We start from the raw sequence: 26,306 nt of genomic DNA, 5'->3' as shown, positions 1-26,306 counted from the left end.
ATAACGCTCACGACCGGGACTTTTGATCCAAGCCGCTTATGGTGGTTTGCTACCTGCTCCTGCAAGCCGATAGCGAGGGGCCATACCCTCATCTCTTACGCCGCTTGCTGCGGCACACTAAAGTCACCGACCCATAGCTGGTCAGGCTGATCTGCACTAAAATCCCGTTTCACTAAGTCGGCTGCTCGTTTTTGATCATCTCGGCTACGGGTGGTTTGTTTATTCTTACCACGCCAAACACCTTGTATACCTAGCTTTTGCATCAATCGAGCAACTGTACAGCGCGCAACAACATAGCCTTCACGTTTCAACTTTTGCCAAACTTTACGAACACCGTACCGACCTGAACTTTCCTTCCAAATTCGTTTAATTTGTTTAGCATGATGCAAGTCATGTAGATCTCGTTTCGCTCGATGTTCTGGATTGTCCGCGAGATCTAAACTTCGATAATAGGTCGAAGCTACGATCGGTAAAATCCTACAAATCGCTTCAACACCATATAGGTCTTTATTATTATGGATAAAATCCACCATTATTTGTGTGGGCGGTCGAGCTCCGCGTGGGCGAAAAAAGCGGCTGCTTTACGTAGAATTTCGTTAGCACGTTGCAGTTCTTTATTTTCACGTTCGAGTTGTTTAATACGTTCTTGATCTGAAAGCTGCTGTACTTTAACTGGATTTTGTTTATCTAAATATTTTTGATGCCAAACACGCAATGCTCTGTTGACCAAAATATTGGACGTCAACTTGAGGGAATTGAGGTTGACCGGGTTTTTATCGATAAGGCTTCTGGAAAAAATACTGCCCGCCCAAAATTTCAGGAAATGTTGAGCTATGTGCGTGAAGGGGACATGATTGTTGTTCACTCCATGGATCGTTTTGCCCGGAGTCTAAAAGATTTAGTCACTGAAGTAGATCAACTTGTCAAAAGAGGAGTTGCCATCCAGTTTGTCAAAGAGAACATTACCTTCACAGCTCAGGCTACGCCAATGGATAACTTGATGTTGCAGCTCATGGGCGCTTTTGCTCAATTCGAGCGGGAAATTATTCTGGAACGCCAAAAAGAAGGAATTAAAATTGCAGCAGCCCATGGCAAATATAAAGGTCGTGTCCATAAATTGAATCCTGATCAGGCTCAAGCCCTGCGACAAGCCTGGGATGAAGGAAGATATTCATCCAAAGTTGATTTGGCAAAAGCATTTGGTATTAGCCGACAGGCTGTTTATCGATATTTAAAACGAAGTAATTAATGATTCTCTAGATGAACTGAAAGGTGTCTACAAAATAGGTAGCTATCCACTCTACGATTAAAATTATTTAAATTATTATTTTTCATTGTTTTAATTTAATAAAATTAAAGAAAAGTTTACATTTGGGGTGAAAGAATCTACTATTGAGCACGTAAGTGAATATTCGTGAAGTTTAGTGAACTTTAATGAATATTCATTAAGTGCCAAAACTAGAGGAGTACCTTGTAATGGCTACTGTCTCGTTCAATAAAAGCTTTACAATTGAAAGCCCTAAAGCAATTCATGCTATAATTCAAGACTTGGAAAATCCTCGTAAAATTGAGGTTTCTGCTCGTGATTATAATGCAGAAAATGCAAAGGGTATTAAGCTATTAAAACAACGATTGTCCAACTCGAAGCGTTAATTCAAGAACATGGTGAAGATAGCGTTTGCCAGTTCTTGAATGATAACTTTGCCTGCCCTCAAAATCCTGATGTTGAAAGCTTTTTACTAAATAAAGGTAAAGGGATTAGATTTGAAAAATCTTCTATTTCTCGTACTTATCTAATTTTAGATGAGAGAAATGGTGATTTACTTGCTTATTTTTCAATTTCATTCAAAGAAATTATAATTAATACAGAAAGTCTTTCAGGAACAGCCATCAAAAAACTGAATGGCATGAGTAAGACTGCTGATACGTTAAAAGTCTATTTGATTGGTCAGATCGGTAAAAATAGCATGATTAAACCTAATCCAATTAAGTTGGATAACATTCTAAGTGAAATTTACAATGTTATTGCCCAAGCTCAAGCCTTGATCGGAGGACGTGTAATTATTCTTGAGTGTGAAAATCAACCTAAGCTTATAGCTTTATATGAAAAACATGGATTTAAATTGATTGAAACTAGTAGTGGTAATGATGAACTTCGTACAATGTATACATCCATTATTCAATCTTAATAAATTTTTGGTAAAAAATTATTTTAACTATAAAAAAGTCAAATTTTTAGAAAAGTATATATTAACCCGAATCCTGCTTAAGCCAATGATTTCATAATTTGAATTGTTGGCTTATTTCGATGGGTTAATTGGTATGCACATAAAGAAGCATAAATCCCACTTAGAAATCCATGAATACTACGAGCTTTACTCGTCACTAAATTATATTGTCCTTTCAATAAACTGAATAACGTTTCTATTTTATTGCGCTGTCTTAAGTGATATTCATCTGATGCACAAAGTTGTACAGATTTCATGTTCTTTCGATGATACGTAATCAAATCAATACCTTGGTCTAAAGCAGAACGAACGATTTCACCGAAAGTGCATATTCTAAAAGCGGACATTTTTACTTTGGAGAAACCGGACATTTCTATTTTGGGCTTACATTTTTTATTTCGCATAAGAGATTTTATGTTAAGTAGATACTTAAAAAAGACTTTGTTGCATAAACATTCTTCAAGATACTGATTTTTAGGGATTTGTTTGAATTTTAATCCAGAAATAAATTAAACAAAATCATAGTCTTAGGTATTTATGCAACAAAGCCCTTTTTTAGGCAAAATACACTCATAAAAAAAGTCAGATAACTTAGTATCTGACTTCTCGTAAAATCTCAAACTCTAAGAGAAAGAAAAGAGTTTTCTATCTCTTTAAAAAGTAGAATTAATGCCTATTTGGATGCCTTGATTATCATAGTCACTACCAAATTTTCCATTATAACCACCGTATAAAGCAACTTGGCTAGAGTCATTAGATTTAATAACATGGTCTAATCCGATACTAAAGTTTACCAAATCTTTATCCATACCTTGCACTGTGTAAGGAGCGAGAGATCTTGCTTGACCTACAATGCCAGTTTGGATATTAAGATCGTCTCCAGAGACATTCGTGTATTTAACACTACCTAGTAGACGAGTATTACTAGTAGGGAATTGATATTCACCAAGTACACCGATAGAAGTTCGAAGGATATTAGAATCTTGATCTCCAACTGCTAAATTCCAAATATCTGTGCCATTTTCAGTAAAGCCATCAACTGAGACATCATAGTATTCAATTGAAGCAGTTGGACCGATTTTGAACGCACCTATATTTTTTAAGTAATCGACACTTAACGCCGCAAACACCTGCGTGCCGTCAGTCTTACCAGTGGCGGTATCACCCTCAAATGTATCTCGTTTTGATTCATAAGATAAATCTTGATAACCGACCAACGCTTGCACCAATCCACCCTCACCGAAACGAGTGCGCGTGAATGCTGCTACAGAGTAACCATCAGCTTCTATTTCGCCAAAATCTTGATGGGTCTTTGCCGTTGCATCGGTATAACCTACTGCTAGACCAACTGATGAGTTAGTATTTGTTAGACGCTTCTCTATACCTGCCGTTAGCGAATACACATCAACATCATAGCCTAAAGCGTTAGATAATGGATCATACTCTGAACGTGAAAGGCTCGGTGAGACGAAGCCATATAGATCGCTATCCATCGACGACCAGCTACCCGTGTCATTTGACGCAGCTTTTTGGTTGCCGTTGTTGCTACTCCAAGGAACATATCTTGTGATCGCAGCAACTTGGTCACGTGCGGTCTCAAAGCCAATACTAGTAAATGCTGGCGCATGGCCAAACCCAACACTTTCCAAAGCTCTTGCAACGTCGTTTGCGTTTCCTTCAGCAATAAGACTTTCGATTGCTGCTTGATATTTTTCAGCACTACCTTCAACAGTATTTAGATATGGTACGTTAGCTAACGTATCTAAATAAATCGCATTTTTTAATTGCATTTCAGTTGTTGCATTCGCGACGATGGGCGCAAACTCTTTAGAGATACGAACAACAAACTCATTACCATCAATCTTGCCAATGCTCATGGTGTAGTTTAAGTTGGCATTACGTAGATCTTCAATAGGTAAAACTTCGAAGCCTTGTTCTTTAGCTGCCGCAAGGATTTCAGCTGGTACTAATTCTCCAGGCGCATAAGCTAATGCTGATACGTCAACACCTAATGAAGCAGCTAAAGCTTGAAGACGAATATCAGTTAGATTGCCATAGGTCCAGCCACCACCTGCTAAGTTATTCCACGCAACAAGAGCAGCTTCTTCAACACCGTTACTATAGTCCCAGAACATACCATCCGGTACCATAGAGTTATCTAGGTAACCCTCTCCGAAGTGCTTAGTATAGCCATCAAGAGTTAAAGCACCAAACTCTAACTTATTAAGTGCTACAGCGTCTTGTGTAAATACTGCTTTCGTACCAGAGACGAAAAAACCTGTACTGGCTTCGTCCTCACCTTCTTGTCCACCATCACCGAATAAACCATCAGTTAGACTAGCGCCAAGACCAATCTTTGTTGCAGCAGTATTGAACAACACCGCATTGGCAGGATCAGTTGGATCCATCAATTTGCCATCTTTATCCAGTACCTCAATATTTAAACCAGTGATACGCGCACCTGTAAAATTGGATATCTTTCCAAACGTGAAATAGTCCACTAATGAAGTATCTATAACTTCATTTGTATCTGTATTTCTATATTCTTTTGTTGAAGTACGGAAACGCGTATCAAATGGATCCATACCAGTTAAACGATTTTTAATACGTTTGCCAGATCCAGGTGCAGAGTCGCAAAAAGTAGTATTATTGGCCATCAAACAGTTGGTGACTTCACCGCGTGACTTGAGGGCCGAAAAGTCAGTAACAAAGTTGTCATATGGTTCGACAAACGCAGGTTCTTCACCTTCTGGATTTCTTGTACTTGTAAAGGTAACAGCCTTAATTCCTGGAGGCTCAACACCTTCCGTAGTATCTACATAGATAAAACCACCACCTGACGTTTCAATGAAAGGATTACTATCCAATGTATCTGCATGAACAGTCAATGGAAATGCCAACGCCACCGGTGCGACTGATACTAACAAACATTTTTTAATCTTCATTTTTTACTCCCTAACCCTATATTATTTCACTAGGGCATCTCCCTAATTCAAAACAGCACATGTTTAATAGTCTAAAAAGTTGACGTTTCAAGTATGTAATTTACTCGACAAAGGTAGCTAAATAAATTATACAAGCTAATGCAACTGCCCCTCATAGCTACACTTTAGCTTATCATATTATATAGTAAATTAATTTCTGTATTTTGCTTTCCATCTGCATTTTTCGGTGGGTTCGGCATCTTTGGATATTCGGGATAATAGGAAGATATAACCGCATATATGTTCTCTCGCAATTTCATAATTTACGATGTCGAGGGACTTTGTTGCATAAACATTCTTCAAGATACTGATTTTTAGGGATTTATTTGAATTTTAATCCAGAAATAAATTAAACAAAATCATAGTCTTAGGTATTTATGCAACAAAGCCATTTTGATTTATCTATGTCATCCGTATTTTCATAAGAGATAAGATATTTAAGTTGCTTCCTAATCGATGATGTAATTTCTAAATCTGGAAATTTTTGAGATAGGTTTTCACAATGCTCTAAGGCAACTTTAAATAATTCAATCCTTTTCATAGTCACTATTAATAATTAAATTTTTCTAAAATTAACATAATACACCTTATACGAAATCAAAAATGGGAGCCTAAGCTCCCATTTTTATTGATGATTTTTTAATTCTTTTAGCATGGCATCCCGTAAGATTTCATTCATACGTGTTTGATAACCTTTTCCCTGTGCTTTGAACCAAGCAAGCACATCAGCATCTAACCGAATTGAAGTTTGTTGCTTTACTGGACGATAGAATTGATTGTGGCGTACAGCATTACTCCAGTCGGTAATTTCAGGCATATCTGAGAGATCTAGCTGATCGTCAGGAATCGTTCCCTTAGCAAGCAAGCGTTGAATTTCAGCATCTTGCTTGTCGCTGAATTTTTCATTCAGTTCTTTGCGTGAGTATTTAACCATGCTCATATCTATCTCGCTCCGCCTTGGTGACTTGTCTTGCACTAATGATTCGTATGATTTCACAGTCATCTTCATCAAAGATGGTATGAGCTACTAAGAGCATTAGTACGCCTTTCACTTTTCCAATGGTCTGCCAACGTTCTTCACCATCGGTATGTCTGTCCTGAATTGAGATCCTCAGTGGATCTTCAAAAACAAGGCTTGCAGTTTCGAAAGAGATATCATGCTTTTTCTGATTCTTTCGATTCTTAGCCTCATCCCATTCAAAATACTGTTCCATAAAAAACATTCAAATTTGTATATACAATAATGTATCATAAAATTGTATCACTCAAGTTGAGAAGCGTAATTTTTAGTCAAATTTATTGGCAAGAACTATCAAAACCGCTCATAAAAAAGCCGACTTGTTTCAAAATCGGCTTTTTGGGCATTTTTGCATTTTTATGGTTTTATTAAGTATCTGATATTTATATTAATATACAAGTGTTGTTATTCCCAAGTAGAAATGTCCTACCTTAAAACCAAATAGAAATGTCCTATACCGACATTTCCAAGTCAAGCACAGGATTCAGATTTCGTTGTTGAATTGCTGTTTTCTGTGCACGTCTGCTTGGCATCTTTTGAGAACGATTCCGTTTGTTTTGCTGTTCTAATTCTTCATGCTGTTGTTGAATATGGGCCAATACAGAACCCAAACGTTTATTCTCAACAATCTCTCGCTGGTTCAGCTGGCTTAATTTGTCGAAGATGCTGTAATTGATTTTTCTACCCTGATATTCAATCGCTACCGTACCATCCGGGTATTCTAGAAACTCAAGATATTTGCCGATAAATCTTTGATTTTCTTCTGTATTTTCCAGGAGATATACGCATTTATCATAAGTAATCGTCAGACTACTCGTGACTCTGCGTGGTTCACGCCAGGTAAAAATATCATCTAACTCCTCAGCAGTTTCAGTGACAGTCCGGTGTAGATCCTTGGGATTAAAGGCCATCTTGGCAAATTTACGATTAAATTGTTCAATAAAGCAGGGCAGCCATGCATTGGCTTGCTCAATCGAACAAATGCCTTCCAGACGCATCTCTTTGATTAAACGATCCTGCAAGGTTCTGTTGGCTCGTTCTACACGGCCTTTGGCCTGTGGTGAATTGGCGAAGATGATATCGATATTGAGGGTACTGAGTACGCGCCCAAATTGGGTAATCTTGGTGTCTTTCTTGCTGCTTTGATTGACCCTGAAGACTGAATGTTTATCGCTGTAGAACGCTAAGGGCTTACCATGCTGTTCGATATATAAACGTGTCGAAATCATATAGTCAAAGGCTGACTCTGACGCACAGAAGCGTAAATGCTGCAATTTTCCTGTGGCATCATCGATGAATACTAGCAGACAGCATTTAGGTGCTCGACCTTCAAACCAATCATGGTGTGAGCCATCAATTTGGATCAATTCACCATAACAATCTCGGTTATAACGAGGCTGATATGGGCGTTTCAGGCGCTTGCAGCGAGGAATCCATAAATCGGCTGCAATCATCCAGGAACGCAGGGTTTCTACTGAAAGATCGAATCCATGCACGGTGGTGAGCTTTTCATGCGCTAAAGTGGGTCCGAAACCATAAAGTTGATCTGAAACAATATTGAGGCACTTAAGTCTGAGTTCTTCAGGAAGTTTGGAATTGCTGATTTGGCCACGACCGGCATGGGCTAATGCAGCGGGACCTTGAGCTTTGTATTTCTGCAGTAAGCGTCTGATCTGACGTTCTGAGATATGAAGTAGCTGAGCAGCCTGGGATTGAGTTATGCGTTGATCACAGATTTCCTGCAAGACCGACAATCGTTTAAGTTCTTTATCCGACATAGACACCAACATATCAAACCGTCCGCTAAGGAAATTGCAAAAATGCATATTCTAAAAGCGGACATTTTTACTTTGGAGAAACCGGACATTTCTATTTTGGGCTTACAATTGTTATTTCGTATAACGTACATTATGTTAAATATTATGAGATTAGGCTCAAAGAGAGGAAATGCTAGAGGTTGCGAATCTGTGAAATTTCCTCTGGTGAAATTCCTAGTGACTCTAAAAATTTCTGATGCTCTTCAGGCTCCATTTCTTCAAATTTTTGATGCCACTTCATCATATCTTCTTTTGATAAACCCGCAGCAGTCATAATTTCTACCCATTTCGCTTTATTCATGAACTTTTCCTTTAATAAAATTGATTTTTTTAATAACTCAATGATAGCTTTTTGCTGACCCCTTAAGTTATTAATCTCTTTCTCCAATGCCCTAAAATGATTTTCCAAGATTTGACCTTGGGATATGCTACACGGTTCTAAAAGCAAGCGGATATCTGAAATTGATAGTCCGTAAGCGCGATAAGAGACTATACTTTTCAGTCGCTCGATCTCACTTTCACCGTACCATCTGTAACCATTTTCAGCTATAAATCTAGGTTTTAATAAATCCTGTTTCTCATAATAAAGAACGGTGGTTCTCGATAAATTGAGACTTTTAGCTAAGCGGGTTACAGTAAGCATATTTTTTGTCATTCGTTCATTGTTCAATTAAGGTAAACCCTTTACTTATAGACAGGTCAATCTTGAAAAATTATTTATTTCACAAATTAAGGATACCCAAAACACAGTCATTTTTATTTTAGGCTGACAGCTCATCATCGCTCCTCAGCTATCGATGAAATAAAATATGTAACTGATTTCAACCCGATATAAAATAAAATTTTGATGAATTACAGGGAATGCACATGGTCTGGCTTATTGCTAAGTATGCGCTCACAGCTGGGATGGTAATACTTATTTCAGAAGTGGCCAAACGTAGTGACCGTTTAGGCGGGTTGATCGCAGCCTTACCGATTGTAACGGTACTGGTGCTGATATGGATGAAACTTGAGCATCAAGATCCACAGAAAATTTCAAATCATGCTTGGTACACTTTTTGGTATGTGGTGCCGACCTTACCGATGTTTTTAGCATTTCCCCTCCTGTATCAGCGTTATGGATTTTGGCCAGCTCTAGCCCTTTGTTGTGTAATGACCCTTGTTATTTTCCTGGCATGGGCCGCTATCTTGCACCATTTCGGTATTGATTTAATGTAAAGGATGAAACGATTACTCACATTGAATCAGAATAAATCTTTTTTTACGGAAATGTTCATTTCGCTAAAACCCACAATCTTAGAGATTATCAAAAGCCTTGTAGAGATCAGTAGATTTTTCAAGATGCCCACTCTTTAGATAATTGAAAGTGGAACGACATGATATGAATAAGCATCATTGGGAAACTGTGTATACCAAACTCTGGCGTTTATATTCCCCTTCTATGATTAACCCCATCAAGTAGGAAAAGCATTCAAAAAATAGCATTGATTAGAGCTTAACTTTAAGATCTGAAGATTATCTGAATCTTAATTTGACTACCAGTGAACGAAATACCCATGATATCAAGCCTGAATATGGATGCAGTCCTGGATTGATGGCTATTTAAAGCAATTTATTCAAAATGGCAGGGATAGGTATGGATATGGATTTATATTCGCTATTGTCTCGCTCAATTAAGGTTTAGTCATCCTATATTGACTATAATCATTTGGATAACAGCAAGAGAGTTTATTGTGCGCCATTCTTATCATATCGAAAAACATTATATTGAACGTGCTGGATGGTTACGTGCAGCGGTGCTGGGGGCAAATGACGGGATTATTTCAGTCACCAGTCTGGTGGTGGGAATTGCAGCCAGTGGCGCATCTACCCATACCCTACTGGTGACCTGTATCGCCGGATTGATCTCTGGGGCTGCATCAATGGCTGCAGGTGAATATATTTCGGTTAAATCCCAGCAGGACATTGAACAGAATGATCTGGAGATGGAACAACGTGAACTGCAACGCCATCCCGAACATGAATTGAATGAGTTAAAAAATATTTATATACAACGCGGATTACAACCCACTTTAGCTGAAGAAGTCGCCCGCCAGCTGACCGCACATAATGCTTTAGATGCCCATGCTCGTGATGAAATTGGTATTTTAGATCATACCTCTGCACAGCCCTTTCGCGCTGCGTTTTCTTCAGCCACTGCATTTACAGTCGGTTCACTCTTTCCTTTAATTTCAATCATGTTGATGCCTGAGCAATATTTAGAGAAAGGCGTGATGCTGATTGGGGTATTAAGTCTTGGCATTATGGGTGCACTGGCCAGTTATGTAGGCGGAGTCAGCATCTGGAGAGGTTCAATCCGGGTAATGCTTTGGGGCATTATCGCGATGCTATTCAGCTCCTGGATCGGATCATTATTTAATGTGAGCGTGGCATAAGATCGCTTTTTATATGTTCCCCCACTCGCTCTACCCATGATGGGTTTGACATCCTCACCGCCCTTTAAGGACGGTGATTCCTACTGCTAGATCATGCCCAAGCACAAGTATGTTCTTAGCACTGTTCAGGTCCATCAGCGGGGATAGAACAATACTCCATAACCCATTCAATAAAGGCTTATGTCTTTTAAAATATCGCCTTCACTACGGCATATATGATTATGCAGTAGCCGAATGAATCCACTTGCGATTATGCTGCGAGGACATCACGCTTTTCTGACTAGATAAACCCTTAGGTGAATAATAATGATTGATAAAAATATCCCGCTCACCGATTTACACCGCCATCTCGATGGCAATATCCGTCCGCAAACCATTTTAGAACTGGGGCAGCAATTCCAGATTCAACTGCCTGCCAACACCCTGCCGGAACTACTACCGCATGTTCAAGTCATGGATAATCAGCCAGACCTGCTGAGCTTCCTAAACAAACTGGACTGGGGCGTGAAAGTCTTGGGTGATTTGGAAGCCTGCCGTCGTGTCGCATGGGAAAATATGCAAGATGCAGCACAACAAGGTTTGGACTATGTCGAAATGCGCTTTTCTCCCTTTTATATGGCGATGAGCCATCAACTTCCACTGGCTGGGGTAGTCGAAGCCGTGATTGATGGCGTTCAGCAAGGCAGCCGTTACTTGGATCTTCCTGCTAAGCTCATCGGTATTATGAGTCGTACCTTTGGGCAGGCTCGCTGTCAGCAAGAACTGGATGCCTTACTGACTCATCGTGACCAGATTACCGCACTAGATTTGGCAGGTGATGAACTGGGCTTTCCAGGGGAACTGTTTATTGATCATTTCAAGCGAGCTCGTGATGCAGGCTGGCACATCAGCGTCCATGCAGGTGAAGCCGCTGGTGCAAGCAGTATTTGGCAAGCGATTCAAACCCTCGGTGCAACCCGTATCGGGCATGGGGTGAAAGCTGTGGAAGATGCAAAATTACTAGATTATTTAGTTAAATATCAGATCGGGATTGAGTCCTGCATTACCTCAAATCTGCAAACCAGTACCGTTGCCAATATTGCTCAACATCCGCTTAAAACCTTTCTTGAACATGGCATTTTAGCCACGATTAATAGTGACGATCCTGCGGTTGAAGGCATTGATATTCAACATGAATATTTACACGCAGCACCACAGGCAGGCTTGTCCGAAGCACAAATCCGACAAGCGCAGCAAAACGGTTTGAGCATCGCCTTTTTATCCGCTCAGGAAAAACAGCAACTTCAAGAGAAAGTATCGCAGCGTAACGCCTTTTCAGGAATCAATTACAGGGATTGATGCAAATCAGTCATCATCTGTTTCTTATTGTCATCAGAATACCCCTCGTTTTCATGCACAATATATTGATTTTTATAAAATTTATTAATTAGCAAAGACTTAGAAGTTATTAAATTAGATAAAAAACAGCACTAACTAGGGTGTGTCCTCATTTGGCTTTGCACCAAATAAATATGCAGGCTATATGGATCATAGATTTATAATTGCGTGCTAGTTTATCAAATCGAGTGCAATAGCACGGAAATGTTTTAATCTCGCAAAAGCATTTTCAACTAAATGTCAATGATGGCTTTGTTTGAGAAATTTCCAATAAGTTGCTTCAAATTTCAGAAAGAAATCATCAATTACGCAGAATAATTCGGTACTATTGAACATCAGACTAGGGCTTTAGGTTTTGTGTGGTAACTCAACTGATGGCTCTAGTCCTCTTATTTTTCAAGTCATTTTCTTATCCGCGATTCGGGTTATATTTAATGTAATTTATGTTGGTGAACATTGCCAAGATATTTAATTGCAGGAATTACTGGAAGCGGAAGTTCATACTAAATATGTTGTGGTTCTGACTAAAATATCGATGGCAGTCTAGCTGTAAATTTTGCTGAATAGGTATTAAACCTCCCCGAGCAGCAATAAAATTATTGACCTGAAATGGCACTGGTTGCCAAACTGAAACTGTGAGGTAATGGAAAAATCTGAGGTTCCAGCGTAGAACCCACTATGAAGAATTACTACTTAGGCTATTCTTAAGCCGCTCGGTTACTCGAACTAGATCTTGGACTGAGGAGACTTTCATTTTCCTCATTATATTATAACGGTGTACTTTTACAGTAGCTTCCGATATACCAAGTTCTAATGCTGTCTGTTTATTTAGGTATCCTTGTAAGACAAACTTAAGTACCTGTTGCTCGCGTTTGCTGAGACTTTCATAATTTTCTTTAAGCTCGCTAATTTGGGGAGCATTTGATCTCTGCTGAAGCGCTAACTTGAGGGCAGTACGAATAGCACCAAGCAGTTCCTCTTCTCGAAATGGTTTAGTGAAGAAGTCTACCGCACCCGCTTTGATCGCTTTAACTGCCATTGGAATATCACCATGGCCGCTAATGAAAATAATAGGGATCTGCTCACCAAGCTCTGCTAATTTTCGTTGCACATCTAAGCCGCTCATCTCGGGCATACGAACATCCAGAATCAAACAGCCACAGGTAGACCAATTGACATCGCTAAAAAATGCGCTAGCAGATGAAAAACACTCAACACTCATGCCAACCGAGCGTACCAAGCTGCTGAGGGCTTCCAGTACTGCATTATCATCATCGAGAATATAAATTAAAAATCCGTGATTATTCATGTATCTGATTCCTTTCTAGCAGGGATGCTTACCATAAAACAAGCACCTCCCTCAGATGGGCACTCCACCCATATTTTTCCATTATGTACTTCAGTGATTGTAAGACAAATTGCTAACCCCATTCCAAATCCTTCTGTTTTGGTTGTGTAAAATGCATCAAATAACTGCGACACCTTACCAGCTGAAATACCTGGACCTGAGTCCTTCACAGAGATAATAAGTGCATCACCTGTATCGTTACCAGAGAATGATAGCGTTAGCTGCCTAATTTCACAGTCTCCTTGGTTGATCGCTTCTATAGCGTTCATAGCCAGATTTAATACTAACTGTTGAATCTGTACAGCATCTCCCCATATTTCAGGAAGTACTTCATCGGCCAATACATTTAAATTTACACTATTACTCTGACTAGGCGCCTTAAGTATCAGATTTGTATCTGCTACCATTGCTTTTAGATCAATCCGTTTGATCGCTGCCTCTTGTCGCTTTAGAAAGGATCGTATCATACGGATAATTTCCGCTGCACGGTCGGAATCTCTGGTAATACGAGCGAATGCCTCTTTAGCCTCTGAGATGTTATATGACTCTTTACCTAACCAGCGTGTACCAGCATTAGCATTAGTCATGATCGCCGAGAGTGGTTGGTTTATCTCGTGTGCAATATAGGCTGAAAACTCCCCCATCGTAGCCGATCGGGAAACGTGGACAAATTGTTGCTGCAATTGATTGAGAGCTTCCTGTGCTTGCTTCCTTTCAGTAATATCATCGATGATCTGCAGAATAACTTGAGGCTCACCGGAACGTGGAGGCATCAGCGAAACACGGGAATTAACCCATATCATAGAACCATTTTTGCATAGATAAGAGCGTTCCACATTGTATTCCTCTCCTCCCCCCTGAAGCAAATTAGCAATACGCTGTTTCATCTGTGCACTTTCCCCAGGTGGCGTCAATTGCTCCATAGAAAGTTTCGCCAAATCTTTTTCCTCATATCCTGTCATGCGTTGGAATGCAGGATTGGCATTGAGTATTCGGTTTTCCGGATCGGTCAGTACAATACCAGCTGCAGAGTTTTCATAAACTGCTTTCCAACGTGCTTCCGAGGCAGATAATGCAATATTACTCTGCTGAAGGCGGTGGCGACTTCTAATCAGGCGGTGAGTAAGTACCGCGATATCATCTCCCTGATCGGATAGCTCCCCACGCAGTGCATCGCCTGCCACCTTCATAGATACCAGGTTGCTTACACGTGCTCGTAGCTCGTGAGCGGAGAATGGCTTAAGAAGAAAGTCCTGTACAGACTCAGAAAGCAATTTCACACGCAATTCTTCATCTGACTTGGCCGACAACACCATGATCGGAATATGTGAAAGTTCATCTTTTTTACGTACTTGATTAATCATCATATCGCCACTCATAACAGGCATCATCAAGTCTGTAATCAACAGGTCTGGCGGCATGCTGGACATCAACTCCAGCGCCTTTGCTCCATCAGCTGCAACATACACTTGATAGTCGCTGCTTAGGCAGTCCTTTATAAAACCACGCATATCTGGATTATCATCAACGATTAGCACCCGAGGCTGGTCGGATTGAAACGGAAGCACCTCAGCCTCATCTACCGCATTTGACATCAGCAAAAGGTACTCATCAAAATCCACGACCTGTGGATTATCTTTTCGCTGTAAGGTGTTATTCGCAACATAAGCATCTTCAGGTGCATTCAGTGGTAGCTTTACCTGAAAAAGTGCTCCTCCGCCCGGGGCATCACTTACAGAAATTGTTCCTCGGTGTAACTCAACGAACTCTTTCACAATAGAAAGACCTAAGCCTGTACCCTGCGTAGCTTGTTGACCTTCCTGATTTAACTGGTGGAAACGTTCAAATATCTCTTTACGCAGTTTAGGAGGAATACCAGGTCCACTATCAGACACAGTAATCAAAGCATAATTGGGTAGATTAAAACTAAGACAGCAGCGGATAAGCCCCCCATCAGGAGTAAATTTAAAAGCATTAGAAAGTAAGTTAAGGATAATACGTTCGTATTTCTCACCATCCACTTCAGCAATCATCATCTGCGCGGGCAGTTTAATATCAAACGTTATTGATTTTTGCTGGGCTATTCCTTCAAAATTCGAGCCGATAGTACGGGTCAGCTGACTGAGATCAACTCTCCGATAGGAAAGCCCCATCTGCTGGGCATCTATTTTCGCCAAGTCAAGCAATGTATTAACCTGTTTCAACAGGGTTCTTGCGTTACGTTGAATGACCTCAAACTGTTTCCAATAAGGTGATTCTCCTCGAGGCTCTGCTGCCATAACAGCTTCCAGTGGTCCTAGAATTAAAGACAGTGGCGTACGCAACTCATGGCTTACCTTGGCAAAAAAATCACTCTTCTGCTTATCTAGCTTTCGAATATATTCAACTGATTGCTCTAGCTCCTGATTCTTTAACGCCAGCATAGCTTCGGCTTTCTTTTTATCGGTAATATTACGCCCTTCAGCAAGAAGGTAAATAATTTCACCTTCTTCATTTCGAATTGGCAACAATGAAAAATCGACCGCTATTATTTCTTTACCATCTGCCTTGCCAAGAATCTCAACATCACATCGAACAAATTCACCGGATGATGCAGTTTCAATAAGTCTCTTTTGGGTGGCCATTGTTTTTTTTGAAAGTTGCCACCAAGGTGTCTTCCAGAACGGTTTACCTTGAATATCTTCTAGAGTAATACCTGCTCCTTCCAATGCGACTTGGTTGACTTCTAGCACATTTCCCTTGGCATCAAGAAGGCCAACGAATTCGTAGAGCCCATCAAATATAATGCGTGTATGTTGTTCTTGCATCAACTCAGCAGATCCTTTTTCCTTGAGGCTGATATTATAATGATTATTTTTTAATCTATTTTGATGCTTTCTTCTGTCCCAAAAGCTCATCCTTGATAATTCACATAATTCCGACTGTTTCAGTCTAGATCATACCCCCCATCTCTCATCCTGAGAATACTTTTTTAGCGTTTAAACAATAATCATCTCAAGAATATTCAACTCATTCCTCAGAACAGTAAAGGGGAAATAGAGAAACCAACGTAACTTCATTACATTGGTTTCAAGTTCATCTAAACAATGACGAAGTAATACCCCATTCCGTAAGTATTTGCTGAATACTTATTAGTCAGAATGAATTCATGCTTGTTCCTGCTGCTTGAGCAAATCAAGCGCTACATCAACGATCATGTCTTCTTGACCACCAACCATCCGACGGCGCCCAAGTTCGACTAAAATATCTACAGTTTTAAGCCCGTATTTATGAGCAGCCAACTCGCTATGACGCAGGAAACTACTATAAACACCAGCATACCCTAGAGCTAAAGTCTCGCGATCAACACGTACAGGACGATCTTGTAATGGGCGAACCAAGTCATCGGCTGCATCCATCAACTTATAAAGATCAGTACCGTGATTCCAACCCATCCGTTCCGCAGCAGCAATAAACACTTCTAGTGGCGCATTTCCAGCACCAGCACCCATGCCAGCTAAGCTTGCATCTACACGGTCGCAACCATTTTCTACAGCAATAATGCTATTGGCTACCCCTAGACTCAAATTATGATGTGCATGTATTCCGGTCTGTGTCTCGGGTTTTAGTGTGTCCTTGAAGGCACGGAAGCGATCCCGTACACCATTCATGCTCAGTGCACCACCAGAATCAACTACATAACATACTGTCGCACCATAACTTTCCATTAACTTGGCTTGCTGCGCCAAGTTTTGCGGTGTAGTCATGTGACTCATCATCAAGAAGCCAACAGCCTCCATACCTAAGTGACGCGCATACTCGATGTGCTGTCTGGAAATGTCAGCCTCCGTGCAGTGCGTAGCAACGCGCACCACACGCACACCCGCTTCATAGGCAGCCTTAAGATCATGTACAGTAGCAATGCCTGGCAAGAGTAATGTTGTAATCTTGGCATGCTTGACCACACTAGCCACGGCTTCAATCCATTCTAAATCCGTATGAGCACCAAAGCCGTAATTGAAACTACTTCCCTGTAAACCATCACCATGGGCAATTTCGATAGAATCGACCTTGGCATCATCCAGAGCTTGTGCAATCTGCTTAACTTGATCCACTGTATACTGGTGGCGGATCGCGTGACTACCATCACGCAGTGTCACATCAGAGATGTAAATTTTCTGTTGAGTCATGGTGATATCCTTATTCAACCTGAGAATCGAGCATACGCACAGCCATTTTCTCTGCGGTACGTAATGCAGCGCTGGTCATGATGTCCAAGTTACCTGCATAAGCTGGCAGATAGTTTGCGGCACCCTCTACTTCTAAGAAAATTGAAGTCTTGAGCCCACTCATACGTTCTCCAACACCAGGAATATTAAACGGGCGATCGGCCTCAATGCGGTCGAACTGTACGTATTGCTTTAATCGATAACCTGGGACATATGCCTGTACTGCATCCACCATTGATTGCACTGACTCTTTAATTTGCTCGATGTCAGCGAAATCACTAAGTGTATAGATAGTGTCTCGCATCATCAGTGGCGGTTCAGCTGGATTTAGAATGATGATTGCCTTGCCTTTAGCAGCTCCACCTACCGCCTCAATCGCCTGTGAGGTAGTTTCTGTAAACTCGTCAATATTGGCACGAGTACCAGGTCCAGCACTTTTACTTGAGATACTAGCGATAATCTCTGCGTAATGTACCTTAGCCACACGTGATACCGCGGCAACCATGGGAATAGTAGCCTGCCCTCCACACGTGACCATATTAACGTTGGTTGCATCTAAGTGATCATCACCATTGACCACTGGTATACAGTAGGGTCCAATGGCGGCAGGTGTCAGATCGATCATGCGTAATTGAGGTTTACGCTCACGTAACAAAGCCTCATTTTTCACATGTGCGTTGGCACTTGTAGCATCGAATACAATATCGATTTCATTGAATATCGGCAAACGCGTCAACCCTTCTACACCTTCGTGAGTGATTGTTACCCCCATGCGCTGGGCGCGTGCGAGCCCGTCCGATGCAGGATCGATGCCAACCATCGCTCCCATTTCAATGTTTTTCCCCTGCCTAAGTATCTTGATCATCAGATCAGTGCCGATATTGCCACTACCAATAATAGCGGCCTTGACTTTACGGGTCATAATGAAACTCCTTTAATCATTAAGCCATCGCGTCCGGTCGCATAACGTATAATTATTTACGCAAATTCCGGAAATTTTATGATTGAAGATGGGCTCACTTGCATGCTTCTATCCCTTTGCAAAATTAGCGGTCACCGACCCAAGCCCTTCTATCCGTACATTAAATATATCGCCTGCTGCGACGGGCACCATCGGACCGAGCGCACCTGAAAGAACTGTGTCACCAGCACGCAATGGACGACCCAGCTTAGCCATGACTTTAGCCAACCAAAGAACTGCATTGAGCGGTGATCCTAGGCAAGCAGCTCCAACTCCAGAGGATACCAATAATCCTTGTCGCTCCATCACCATCCCTGCATGGCGTGAATCAAAATCGCACAGCCGCTTTGGCATGGAACCCAATACGTACAGACCCGATGAAGCATTGTCAGCTATAGTATCCGTGATACGAATATCCCAATTCGCTATACGTGAACCCACGATCTCGATCGCTGGAACTGCGAATTCAATGGCGCGAAAAAGGTCAGCCACCGTCAAATAGTCATCGTCAAGATCACGTCCCAAGACAAAGGCTATTTCGGCTTCGACTTTAGGTTGAAGCACATCATTGAGAGAGATTTCCTCACCCTCTGTACGTGCCATGTCAGCGAACAACATCCCATAATCAGGCTGTTCCACTCCGAGTTGTTTTTGCACTGCGACTGAAGTCAGTCCAATCTTTCGTCCAACCAGTCTTCGCCCCGCATTCAATGCTCGTTGTGTATTGACCTCTTGCACAACATAAGCCGCTTCTAAATCCATCTCACCTATTAGATTGCGCACTGGCGCAATAGCTGTGCCCGACAGTGCGGCCTCATGCAGAAAATCAGCGACTTTGTGTACGTTATCTGGTTCATTCATGCTTATATCTCTCCTTGATTAACACCGTCTATAATCCTTATTTATGCTACCCTGCTGTCCAAAACGTTCGTCTTATGAGCATGCAAATAAAAGTAGGACTAGAGCTGCTAGACTGACCGATCATGCGGGCGCCTGAAACTTGTGTCCCCATATGCTGATGCGATCATAGCGCACCACTGACCAGTCTCGGTTTACCTCACGTGCACCCCAGCCGTACTCGACTGCGAAGCCCGAAGGTGTCGCACCATAGAACGAAATCATGTGATCGTTAGTATGTCGGCCAAGCGTCATGACCACCTCACGGTCCTCATAAAATTTGTCATATGCCAAACCCACGTCATCCATACCGTTAAGTTGCAGCATAAAGTGATGAAGCCGTTTTGATCCTGGCAGCTTAGCAAACGCAAATGAGTGGTGACGACCATTGCAATAAAAGAAATAGAGAGTAGTGGACAACCCGTCGCAAATAGTCCAGTCAATGACATCGGCAAGCTGAAGGCCCAATGCTTTGGTATAAAAAGCGAGTGCTTCATCCACATCCGAAACGTTCAACACATAGTGACCGAAACCCTGGTTTCCAGTTTGAAATCCGGAAACACCGGTAGGTGAGGTGAATGGCTGTTCGAACAACTCTGTGCCGCCATAATATACCTCGACACGATTACCGAACGGATCGTTACACGAAATCAATCCGAGCACACCGCGCTTGGCGATTAATTCCTGTCCCTCGACCTTGACTGTAACGCCGAAGGCCTCCAGTCTTTGCTTGACCTCCTGCAATCCCTGTTCACTATCCACCTCGTAGCCAGCAAAAAGATAGTCATCAGCAGATCCTTTGCTGACCGACAGTCGCCAGGCACGCGAGTCGATTCGAAACGTCGCCTCCATTTCGCTGGCTGAAGCTTCCATCATCCCTAACTTGGTCGTGGCGAAGGTACTCCATTTAGGTACATCTACGACTTCAAAGCCCAAGTAACCCAATCTTTTAATACTCATGATAATTCTCCTTTATCAACCGAAGTGCTTGTCAAGCTGTGTACCAAGACTAGATTCGAACAAACCACGCACACCCATGCCACCATCGCAATTCAATACGCTACCAGTGAGCGGAACAGTGTCACCACGAGTCGCGAAGAAGACATAGGCACCGGCGTATTCCTCGGCAGTAGCAGCCCGCCCGGTCGGAAGAACTGATTTCAGCATGTCGTCCAATGGAAAGCTCGAAATGCTCTTATCTTGTAAATCAAGACTCTTCAACCCTCGTAGATCACTCCCCAAAATGCCACCTGGAGCTATACCGTTGACCCGGATACGAGGTCCCCATTCGTGTGCAAGCTGCTTGATCAAACCAATCACGGCATGCTTGCCAGCCGTATACAAAACACCACCTCCGCCCGGATAAAAACCGGCATTTGATACCGTGAAAATCGCGCTACCTTTGCTTTGATAAAGGGCAGGTAGCGCCGCTTTTGCAGCTAAGATGTAGCCCTTGACATTCACATCGAACATTTCCTCGAATGCCTCAGATATGATGTCGTCAGGAATATCCACCAGTTGGGTCAGGTAATCCCAAACACCAGCATTACCGACTAAACAGTCGAGCTTGCCAAATTTTTCAACGCAACGAGCCACAGCCTCACGATGGCTGTCGAGTAAACGTACATCTCCTTCAATCCCTACGATTGAATCTCCATGGCGCTCCTTTAACGCTTCCAGACCTGCCGGAGATTTATCTAGTACTGCAACACGTGCACCTTCTGCAACATAACGATCAACGATGGCTCTTCCCAAGCCTGCGCCACCACCTGTCACCAAAATTACTTCATCTTTAAGTTTCATTTTTGATTCCCTTCATTCGCACGAACAATATCGCGCATATTATTTGACACATCTGCCAGCTTTTCTGGCTCAATTATGACTTGAGCTTCCACTAATCGATTTGCGAGTGCGAAATCACGAGGTGCATCAACGGCTACAACCGCTTGAATCCGTCCATCTAGCAGACGGAACAATAAAGCAGAGCCACTGCCCAAGGTTCCGCGCAAAACATATTCACCCGGTCCTTCGATATCACCAGCCATTTGCATTCGATGTCCCGCAATCTCCGTCCATGACACTGGCAATTGCGGTGCTGATACTTCTTTTCCTAGAATGGCTTTAGCAACTGCTGTAGCTTGGCGCTGAGCATTCATATAGGTTTCAAGCGAGCGCTTTCCGCCTGAATGAAGTGGCCAAGTGGCTACATCCCCAACCGCGAATATGCCTTTAGCAGGTGTCGCACCTCTATGATCAACAACGACACCACGATCACATTCCAAACCGGCTTGACGTGCGAGTTGATCTGCAGGATCTGCCCCTACGCAGATAAGTGCGTTATCAGCAATAAAGCTACGCCCATCATTCACCATCACTTTTTCAAGCTGACCTTCGCCTGAAAAACCTGAAACTCCAGTTTTTAGTTCTACCTGCACACCCTGTTCAGTTAACAAACCACGTAGCCAAGCACCGATACGTCGTCCAAGAACACGAACCAACAGTTCATCACCAGCTTCAAGGATCGTGACAGAAAGACCAAGCTTGCGAGCCGTTGTTGCTACCTCACAACCAATCAACCCACCGCCTACAATGAGCAACCGAGTATTAGGTGTCCAGCTATCACGTAATAACTGCACATCACCATAAGTGCGTAATGTCACGACACCAGGCAATTGACTGCCGGGTAAAGACAACATCCGTGCTCGACTTCCAGTTGCAATAACGATAGCATCAGCAGAAATCGTGCTGCCATCATTCAAACTGATCATTTTTTTCTGTGTATCTAGGTCAGTAACTTCTGAGCCAGTCAGCATCTCGATGCTGGCTTCACTGTACCAATCTGCCTCGGCCAGTCTAGGTGGCTGCTCAAAGCTTCCATCAAGGACGGCCTTAGACAAGGATGGTCGGTCATAGGGAAGATGCTGTTCTTCCCCAATCAGTGAGATTCGTCCTTCATAACCTTCGGCACGAAGGGCTTGCGCGGTGGTGAACCCAGCTACGCCATTACCGATGATTGCAACATGATTAGCCATCACTTTAGCTCCCCATTGTCAAGATCAACGTGTACCTCATCACCTTCTATCTTGATAGGGTATACTTTGATAGGTTTACAAGCAGGCAACGCTTTCACTTTCCCAGTTCGCACACAGAACTTCCCAAAATGCAACGTACATTCGACGACATCACCATCAAGGTATCCCTCTGATAATGCCCAGTCTCCATGCGTGCAGGTATCCTGAACTGCGAAAAACTCACCATCGACGTTACAGACCATCACTGGTTCTGATCCACCTTCATAGCGTTGCATTTCACCAGGTGGCAAATCACTTTGCCGCAGTATATATGTCCAAGTCATGACATCTCCTAGAAGAAGAAACTGAGGTTATTGGCTAGGATGGTGCTTTGGTCGATCAGGATTGTCCGATTGACTATCTCGAATCCAGCTTCACCCTTGTTACGACGCAATCTGTCGCGACGCTCTCCAGCAAAGATATCAAGTTGTCTTTCCAAGCGATTGCGGTACACGATGAAGGTACTGGAGATTTCGTATTCTCCTTCTACTTCTGTGGGAATGATCATCACATTGCTCACAATATGTCGTGTTCTTGAGGCAGGATTCTCGGACCAACTTACGTCAGAAGTAATCTTACGCAAACGCCCTTTCATCATTGTGGCGTCATCATCAAAATGCGCATAGTCTCGCAAGCCCGAATATTCAAGGCGTGAATCACGCATGATTCGTGTGGTGCGGATAGGCATGAAGTAGTGAATGTCTTTGGCAAGTAGTGCGAACCATTCATCAAAGCGGCGATCATTGAGAAGCTTAGCTTCCCAATAGTAGAACTGCTCAATTTCATTTTGCAGTTCAAGTGCTACCGGTGCAGGTTTGCGAAGAAAGAGGTCAGCTCTGTTGACTGAATCAATCATGGTCACTCCTTTTTGGAATCGTAATCATTCCTTGTAGATTTCAAATGGATAGTCCACCGCATCCAATTTGGTTATGAATCAAATGCGGCTTCTAACTGGCACCACGATGTGGCGCTAGCTGTCGTTAGGTTTAACGCGTCGCCTTTAATGCTTCCCAGTCTGGTGAGGTCATCATTTTCAGCCAATGTGCATATAGTCCACGAGCAGCTTCTTCGCTATACACGTTGTTACATATACGACCAGGGTAAATTGGATCGTTATCAACGGTTTGCCCCATACTCATCTCAGCATTGAATGGACGGCTACGTGCCTTATGACCTCGCAGAATATGCTGGATTTCAACCCAGTTCTCGCCGTCATCCTGCTCGAATACACCACCGGCAGAGAAGGTACGTAGTGTCTGACGACGAAACTCTTCCTTAATATCATCTGGAGCATCAGCATCGACGACTGTAAATGCCCACACTTCAACCTCGTTCGGCCCGCGTGGATGCCATGTTCGGATCGTATTGACACCTGGGAGGAAGGAACACGTAGGAAAGACAGTCATGTGCTCAACCATGATTTTCGTGCCGCGCTCTATACTACCCAGACGCTCGGCCGCCTTTTCCGCCGCGGGGCCTTCGGTCAAGTAGCTGGTGACCTTCGGCCCCATGATGGCAAGCATCAGGTTGGGGTCGCCAATATAGAAGCCACTGCCATGCCCACCCCATGATGCACGGTACTGCTTGCCAAATTTCGGCGGTGCAAGATCAGCCAACTCAAGATCTTCTGGCAGACCAGCAATGATTCCAGATAAATGTGATGTAGTTCCGGCATGGTACATGTCACTACAAAACTGCTCTGCTGCGAATTTCCAGTTACAGGGAATAACCCACTTCTGTATACCTGGAATCACCTCAGTGCCTGCCTCAGTACGGTCGAGCATGTGGTCCATGTAGAACTTCGCCTCGCCGAGATATGTATCAAGGTCTATGGCGTTTTCATCCCAGTTGGCAAAAATCAGACCTTTGTAGGTTTCTACTCGAGCCTTCAGTGGACTCCATTCCTTCTTGTCTAAGCAGGCGAAGGATTCGGCCTCGTAAGGCACATTGATAAGATTGCCAGCAGTATCGTAAGCCCACCCATGGTAACTACAAGTAAATGCCTTCGCGTTTCCAGCATCCGAACGACAGATACGCATACCACGATGGCGGCACTGGTTCAGGAACACAGCGATACTGGCATCCTTCTGTCTTACGACCACGACAGGATCTTCACCCATATAGGTCGTGAAATAATCACCTGGTTTACGAATGTGAGTTTCATGCCCCAATAGGAGCCATGACCGAGCAAATACACGTTCTAGTTCGAGTTGGTACAGATCCTCATCGGTATAAATGCGCGGATCGATACGTCCAGCTTGCTCATCAAAGAGCGTTTCTATCTCACTGGTCTTCCAATTTTTGCGCACTCTAATAGGTGTTGTTTCTGTCTGATTCATTGTCTTCTCACTTTTTAAAGTAGTGGATAGCGGGTAATTACAGGTGATGCATTTTCAGAATGGATGATCATTCACATTTTTTTGAAATCAATCATTAGCGGTGAGAAAATCATTGACCAAGCGGATAAAATTCTTGTTTTGCTCGATCTGCACCCAATGGCCACATTTACCGAAAACGTGTAATTGCGAGCTTTCGATCAGTTGGTTCAGCCGCAACGATGTTTCAAGAGGAATCACACGATCGTCGCGACCGTGTAAGATTAGTGTTTCATGCTGGATAGCTTGAATGTCCTGATCGGAACTAGCTAATGCATCTACCCAGCGCTGCCGCGGAGCAGGGAACATGGAGGCAAAAGCCTCTTGAAAGCCGGGTCTAATACTCGCCTTGTAGCGTAGCTCCGCCAGCTCATCAGAAATGAGACTTCGGTCGTAGGCGAAATAGTCCATGACTTTGCGCATATTTGGCACGGAGGGCTCATAACCCCAGACTGCATCGAGTCCATCCGTAAGCTCGAATCTCACACCAACGGACCCCATCAGCACCAACCGACGAACCCGATGTGGAAATCGGATAGCAAAGGCCAATGATAAGGCACCACCGAATGAATTTCCGACAAGATCGACACGGTCTAGTTCCAGCGCATCAAGAATTCCAATCAAATGAGCAACCCAAGACTCGATTCCGTAGTGAATTCCTTGTGGTCGTTGCGTAAAGCCGAAACCCACCATGTCCGGTGCAATGACGCGGCGGTGCTTGGACAACTCAGGCATGACCGTCCTCCAGTTCGCCCAAGCGGTCACACCCGGGCCTGAACCATGAACAAGCACGACAGGCTCACCAGTACCAACATCATGGAGATTGGTTTCAATTCCACCAGCTAAGACCATGCGGCCAAGCTCTTCGTTTACATTCGTCATCAATTACGCTCCTTGTCCTTGGAGTTTAAAAATTTTGTTATGGGAAATGCAGTATTTATTTGACTATGCTTTTGCCGTAAAATCTCTATTACAGCCAAGTACAGATAGATGCATCTGCACGTGTGTGCTCAGATCAAAAGAAATCGTTAAATTGATCTAAAATCCTTGTCAAAGTCATACTCACTACTGAATAAGTAAGCAAACACCACCTAACTGCATGTACGATATTACAATCATGACCTAGCGGAATATTGTTTTTTGGCTTATAGGTTTATAGAGCGATCGCAACTTTTATAAACGATGGTTTATACATCTCCTGATGAATATGCACCTTGGCCTAAGCACTTTGCTGTTTTCGAACAGACTGGCCGGAAATGGGTGTCAGAGAAATATGCAAATCAGATAAGTGATCTACACTGGAACACCAAATTTCCGCCAGCACTTTCATAGCTTTTTTTCAAAAATTAAGAATTAAATGCGGATTGACTAAACCAGGTAATTTATTATTGTTTTGCAATATTATTGTGCATACCAAGGACTAGATAACTTTGGTTATCAAGCTTATTTGACTAAATGTTCTAAATAACCTGAGTTCGACGAAATCTGCTTAGCCTTTTAGCATATTTTGGAAAGTTGGCTTATTGGGATTCAAACAATAAGCCACTACAGCAGCCATGATATTCACCATGAAGTTATTTACCGAAC

The 26,306-nt window shown here is 42.7% G+C and carries 24 protein-coding genes, 4 pseudogenes and 1 other annotated feature; of the genes and pseudogenes, 6 read left to right on the top strand and 22 right to left on the bottom strand.

Annotated features, from left to right (window positions below; genetic code table 11):
• Positions 1 to 107 precede the first annotated feature (107 nt).
• Positions 108 to 715: pseudogene (locus tag FTT83_RS12510) on the bottom strand (IS3 family transposase); the annotation flags it as partial.
• Positions 459 to 575 (bottom strand) — a sequence feature (AL1L pseudoknot). (Overlaps the previous pseudogene by 117 nt.)
• Here FTT83_RS12510 and FTT83_RS12505 point away from each other — a divergent pair.
• The 3 genes from FTT83_RS12505 (at position 701) to FTT83_RS12495 (ending at position 2,189) form a co-directional block, all read left to right on the top strand.
• A complete protein-coding gene (locus tag FTT83_RS12505; protein ID WP_180044638.1) occupies positions 701 to 1,249 on the top strand; it encodes a recombinase family protein in 549 nt (182 codons plus the stop codon). The pseudogene FTT83_RS12510 and the gene FTT83_RS12505 overlap by 15 nt on opposite strands.
• A 227-nt stretch (positions 1,250 to 1,476) precedes the next feature.
• Positions 1,477 to 1,653, top strand: coding sequence for a hypothetical protein (locus tag FTT83_RS12500; RefSeq protein WP_180044637.1), 177 nt, complete (start codon positions 1,477 to 1,479; stop codon positions 1,651 to 1,653).
• Positions 1,654 to 1,688: 35 nt separating this feature from the next.
• On the top strand, positions 1,689 to 2,189 hold the full coding sequence (locus FTT83_RS12495) for an acetyltransferase (RefSeq protein ID WP_180044636.1): 501 nt from the start codon (positions 1,689 to 1,691) through the stop codon (positions 2,187 to 2,189).
• A gap of 77 nt (positions 2,190 to 2,266) precedes the next feature.
• On the opposite strand, the gene FTT83_RS12490 is transcribed toward FTT83_RS12495, so the two are convergent.
• From FTT83_RS12490 to FTT83_RS12465, 6 genes are all read right to left on the bottom strand, one after another.
• Positions 2,267 to 2,575 carry a transposase gene (locus FTT83_RS12490; protein ID WP_373423531.1) on the bottom strand — a complete coding sequence of 103 codons (309 nt, stop codon included), beginning with the start codon at positions 2,573 to 2,575 and terminating at the stop codon, positions 2,267 to 2,269.
• Positions 2,576 to 2,881: 306 nt separating this feature from the next.
• Entirely contained in the window at positions 2,882 to 5,173 is a 2,292-nt protein-coding gene (locus tag FTT83_RS12485; RefSeq protein ID WP_180176669.1) for a choice-of-anchor F family protein, read from the bottom strand.
• 664 nt (positions 5,174 to 5,837) lie between these two features.
• Entirely contained in the window at positions 5,838 to 6,152 is a 315-nt protein-coding gene (locus tag FTT83_RS12480) for a BrnA antitoxin family protein (RefSeq protein ID WP_019838431.1), read from the bottom strand.
• Positions 6,139 to 6,426, bottom strand: a complete 288-nt coding sequence (locus FTT83_RS12475; RefSeq protein WP_151291914.1) for a BrnT family toxin — start codon at positions 6,424 to 6,426, stop codon at positions 6,139 to 6,141. Before FTT83_RS12475 ends, FTT83_RS12480 begins: the two co-directional genes overlap by 14 nt.
• Positions 6,427 to 6,682: 256 nt before the next feature.
• Positions 6,683 to 8,008 carry an ISNCY family transposase gene (locus tag FTT83_RS12470; protein WP_180176670.1) on the bottom strand — a complete coding sequence of 442 codons (1,326 nt, stop codon included), beginning with the start codon at positions 8,006 to 8,008 and terminating at the stop codon, positions 6,683 to 6,685.
• 172 nt (positions 8,009 to 8,180) lie between these two features.
• Complete coding sequence (locus FTT83_RS12465; protein WP_180082754.1) at positions 8,181 to 8,690, bottom strand: MerR family transcriptional regulator; 510 nt, start codon at positions 8,688 to 8,690, stop codon at positions 8,181 to 8,183.
• A gap of 224 nt (positions 8,691 to 8,914) precedes the next feature.
• Between FTT83_RS12465 and FTT83_RS12460 the strand changes: the two genes are divergently transcribed.
• The 3 genes from FTT83_RS12460 to add all read left to right on the top strand — a co-directional run bounded on the left by FTT83_RS12460 (position 8,915) and on the right by add (position 11,820).
• Positions 8,915 to 9,265 carry a DUF3147 family protein gene (locus tag FTT83_RS12460; protein WP_086176086.1) on the top strand — a complete coding sequence of 117 codons (351 nt, stop codon included), beginning with the start codon at positions 8,915 to 8,917 and terminating at the stop codon, positions 9,263 to 9,265.
• Between the two features lie 515 nt (positions 9,266 to 9,780).
• Positions 9,781 to 10,482: a VIT family protein gene (locus FTT83_RS12455; RefSeq protein WP_180042840.1), complete on the top strand. Its 702-nt coding sequence runs from the start codon at positions 9,781 to 9,783 to the stop codon at positions 10,480 to 10,482.
• Positions 10,483 to 10,788: 306 nt separating this feature from the next.
• Positions 10,789 to 11,820: an adenosine deaminase gene (gene add / locus FTT83_RS12450; protein ID WP_180042839.1), complete on the top strand. Its 1,032-nt coding sequence runs from the start codon at positions 10,789 to 10,791 to the stop codon at positions 11,818 to 11,820.
• A gap of 148 nt (positions 11,821 to 11,968) precedes the next feature.
• On the opposite strand, the pseudogene FTT83_RS12445 reads toward add, so the two are convergent.
• The 15 genes and pseudogenes from FTT83_RS12445 to FTT83_RS12375 all read right to left on the bottom strand — a co-directional run.
• A pseudogene (locus FTT83_RS12445) lies at positions 11,969 to 12,099 on the bottom strand (IS5/IS1182 family transposase); the annotation flags it as partial.
• Positions 12,100 to 12,108: 9 nt separating this feature from the next.
• Positions 12,109 to 12,195, bottom strand: a pseudogene (locus FTT83_RS12440) (IS982 family transposase); the annotation flags it as partial.
• 340 nt (positions 12,196 to 12,535) lie between these two features.
• Complete coding sequence (locus FTT83_RS12435; protein ID WP_180042838.1) at positions 12,536 to 13,168, bottom strand: response regulator transcription factor; 633 nt, start codon at positions 13,166 to 13,168, stop codon at positions 12,536 to 12,538.
• Positions 13,165 to 16,104, bottom strand: a complete 2,940-nt coding sequence (locus FTT83_RS12430) for an ATP-binding protein (protein ID WP_180042837.1) — start codon at positions 16,102 to 16,104, stop codon at positions 13,165 to 13,167. The genes FTT83_RS12435 and FTT83_RS12430 overlap by 4 nt, the downstream gene beginning before the upstream one ends.
• 249 nt (positions 16,105 to 16,353) lie before the next feature.
• Entirely contained in the window at positions 16,354 to 17,376 is a 1,023-nt protein-coding gene (gene dmpG / locus FTT83_RS12425) for a 4-hydroxy-2-oxovalerate aldolase (RefSeq protein ID WP_180042836.1), read from the bottom strand.
• Between the two features lie 10 nt (positions 17,377 to 17,386).
• The gene (locus FTT83_RS12420; protein WP_180042835.1) at positions 17,387 to 18,337 is read right to left on the bottom strand and encodes an acetaldehyde dehydrogenase (acetylating); all 951 of its coding nucleotides are present in this window, start codon (positions 18,335 to 18,337) and stop codon (positions 17,387 to 17,389) included.
• Positions 18,338 to 18,445: 108 nt separating this feature from the next.
• Positions 18,446 to 19,237, bottom strand: coding sequence for a toluene degradation hydratase TodJ (gene todJ, locus FTT83_RS12415; protein WP_087013805.1), 792 nt, complete (start codon positions 19,235 to 19,237; stop codon positions 18,446 to 18,448).
• A gap of 120 nt (positions 19,238 to 19,357) precedes the next feature.
• Positions 19,358 to 20,233: a biphenyl-2,3-diol 1,2-dioxygenase gene (gene bphC / locus FTT83_RS12410; RefSeq protein ID WP_087013802.1), complete on the bottom strand. Its 876-nt coding sequence runs from the start codon at positions 20,231 to 20,233 to the stop codon at positions 19,358 to 19,360.
• 15 nt (positions 20,234 to 20,248) lie between these two features.
• The gene (gene bphB, locus FTT83_RS12405; RefSeq protein WP_180042834.1) at positions 20,249 to 21,076 is read right to left on the bottom strand and encodes a cis-2,3-dihydrobiphenyl-2,3-diol dehydrogenase; all 828 of its coding nucleotides are present in this window, start codon (positions 21,074 to 21,076) and stop codon (positions 20,249 to 20,251) included.
• Positions 21,073 to 22,305: an NAD(P)/FAD-dependent oxidoreductase gene (locus FTT83_RS12400; protein ID WP_180042833.1), complete on the bottom strand. Its 1,233-nt coding sequence runs from the start codon at positions 22,303 to 22,305 to the stop codon at positions 21,073 to 21,075. Before FTT83_RS12400 ends, bphB begins: the two co-directional genes overlap by 4 nt.
• A complete protein-coding gene (locus FTT83_RS12395) occupies positions 22,305 to 22,628 on the bottom strand; it encodes a non-heme iron oxygenase ferredoxin subunit (protein WP_032489608.1) in 324 nt (107 codons plus the stop codon). The genes FTT83_RS12400 and FTT83_RS12395 overlap by 1 nt, the downstream gene beginning before the upstream one ends.
• Before the next feature lie 8 nt (positions 22,629 to 22,636).
• Positions 22,637 to 23,200 (bottom strand): aromatic-ring-hydroxylating dioxygenase subunit beta, encoded by a 564-nt coding sequence (locus FTT83_RS12390; protein ID WP_032489607.1) that lies wholly within the window; start codon positions 23,198 to 23,200, stop codon positions 22,637 to 22,639.
• Positions 23,201 to 23,330: 130 nt separating this feature from the next.
• The gene (locus FTT83_RS12385; protein WP_180042832.1) at positions 23,331 to 24,683 is read right to left on the bottom strand and encodes an aromatic ring-hydroxylating dioxygenase subunit alpha; all 1,353 of its coding nucleotides are present in this window, start codon (positions 24,681 to 24,683) and stop codon (positions 23,331 to 23,333) included.
• Between the two features lie 87 nt (positions 24,684 to 24,770).
• Complete coding sequence (locus tag FTT83_RS12380) at positions 24,771 to 25,601, bottom strand: alpha/beta fold hydrolase (protein WP_180082101.1); 831 nt, start codon at positions 25,599 to 25,601, stop codon at positions 24,771 to 24,773.
• Positions 25,602 to 26,208: 607 nt separating this feature from the next.
• A pseudogene (locus tag FTT83_RS12375) lies at positions 26,209 to 26,306 on the bottom strand (IS982 family transposase); the annotation flags it as partial.

The sequence above is a fragment of the Acinetobacter sp. YH01018 genome, from assembly GCF_013420295.1.
GTDB lineage: Bacteria > Pseudomonadota > Gammaproteobacteria > Pseudomonadales > Moraxellaceae > Acinetobacter.
Note: the sequence above shows the minus strand (reverse complement) of the source record. Positions and strands in the feature narration are given on the sequence as shown.

Excerpts from the sequence above, each read along its gene's own strand:
- FTT83_RS12490 (WP_373423531.1), bottom strand. The coding sequence starts at position 2,575 with ATGTCCGCTTTTAGAATATGCACTTTCGGTGAAATCGTTCGTTCTGCT.
- todJ (WP_087013805.1), bottom strand. The coding sequence starts at position 19,237 with ATGAATGAACCAGATAACGTACACAAAGTCGCTGATTTTCTGCATGAG.
- FTT83_RS12385 (WP_180042832.1), bottom strand. The coding sequence starts at position 24,683 with ATGAATCAGACAGAAACAACACCTATTAGAGTGCGCAAAAATTGGAAG.
- FTT83_RS12400 (WP_180042833.1), bottom strand. The coding sequence starts at position 22,305 with ATGGCTAATCATGTTGCAATCATCGGTAATGGCGTAGCTGGGTTCACC.
- FTT83_RS12420 (WP_180042835.1), bottom strand. The coding sequence starts at position 18,337 with ATGACCCGTAAAGTCAAGGCCGCTATTATTGGTAGTGGCAATATCGGC.
- FTT83_RS12460 (WP_086176086.1), top strand. The coding sequence starts at position 8,915 with ATGGTCTGGCTTATTGCTAAGTATGCGCTCACAGCTGGGATGGTAATA.
- FTT83_RS12470 (WP_180176670.1), bottom strand. The coding sequence starts at position 8,008 with ATGTCGGATAAAGAACTTAAACGATTGTCGGTCTTGCAGGAAATCTGT.
- FTT83_RS12395 (WP_032489608.1), bottom strand. The coding sequence starts at position 22,628 with ATGACTTGGACATATATACTGCGGCAAAGTGATTTGCCACCTGGTGAA.
- FTT83_RS12500 (WP_180044637.1), top strand. The coding sequence starts at position 1,477 with ATGGCTACTGTCTCGTTCAATAAAAGCTTTACAATTGAAAGCCCTAAA.
- FTT83_RS12430 (WP_180042837.1), bottom strand. The coding sequence starts at position 16,104 with ATGAGCTTTTGGGACAGAAGAAAGCATCAAAATAGATTAAAAAATAAT.
- FTT83_RS12475 (WP_151291914.1), bottom strand. The coding sequence starts at position 6,426 with ATGGAACAGTATTTTGAATGGGATGAGGCTAAGAATCGAAAGAATCAG.
- FTT83_RS12485 (WP_180176669.1), bottom strand. The coding sequence starts at position 5,173 with ATGAAGATTAAAAAATGTTTGTTAGTATCAGTCGCACCGGTGGCGTTG.
- dmpG (WP_180042836.1), bottom strand. The coding sequence starts at position 17,376 with ATGACTCAACAGAAAATTTACATCTCTGATGTGACACTGCGTGATGGT.
- bphB (WP_180042834.1), bottom strand. The coding sequence starts at position 21,076 with ATGAAACTTAAAGATGAAGTAATTTTGGTGACAGGTGGTGGCGCAGGC.
- FTT83_RS12390 (WP_032489607.1), bottom strand. The coding sequence starts at position 23,200 with ATGATTGATTCAGTCAACAGAGCTGACCTCTTTCTTCGCAAACCTGCA.
- FTT83_RS12435 (WP_180042838.1), bottom strand. The coding sequence starts at position 13,168 with ATGAATAATCACGGATTTTTAATTTATATTCTCGATGATGATAATGCA.
- add (WP_180042839.1), top strand. The coding sequence starts at position 10,789 with ATGATTGATAAAAATATCCCGCTCACCGATTTACACCGCCATCTCGAT.
- FTT83_RS12505 (WP_180044638.1), top strand. The coding sequence starts at position 701 with ATGCCAAACACGCAATGCTCTGTTGACCAAAATATTGGACGTCAACTT.
- FTT83_RS12465 (WP_180082754.1), bottom strand. The coding sequence starts at position 8,690 with ATGCTTACTGTAACCCGCTTAGCTAAAAGTCTCAATTTATCGAGAACC.
- FTT83_RS12380 (WP_180082101.1), bottom strand. The coding sequence starts at position 25,601 with ATGACGAATGTAAACGAAGAGCTTGGCCGCATGGTCTTAGCTGGTGGA.
- bphC (WP_087013802.1), bottom strand. The coding sequence starts at position 20,233 with ATGAGTATTAAAAGATTGGGTTACTTGGGCTTTGAAGTCGTAGATGTA.
- FTT83_RS12480 (WP_019838431.1), bottom strand. The coding sequence starts at position 6,152 with ATGAGCATGGTTAAATACTCACGCAAAGAACTGAATGAAAAATTCAGC.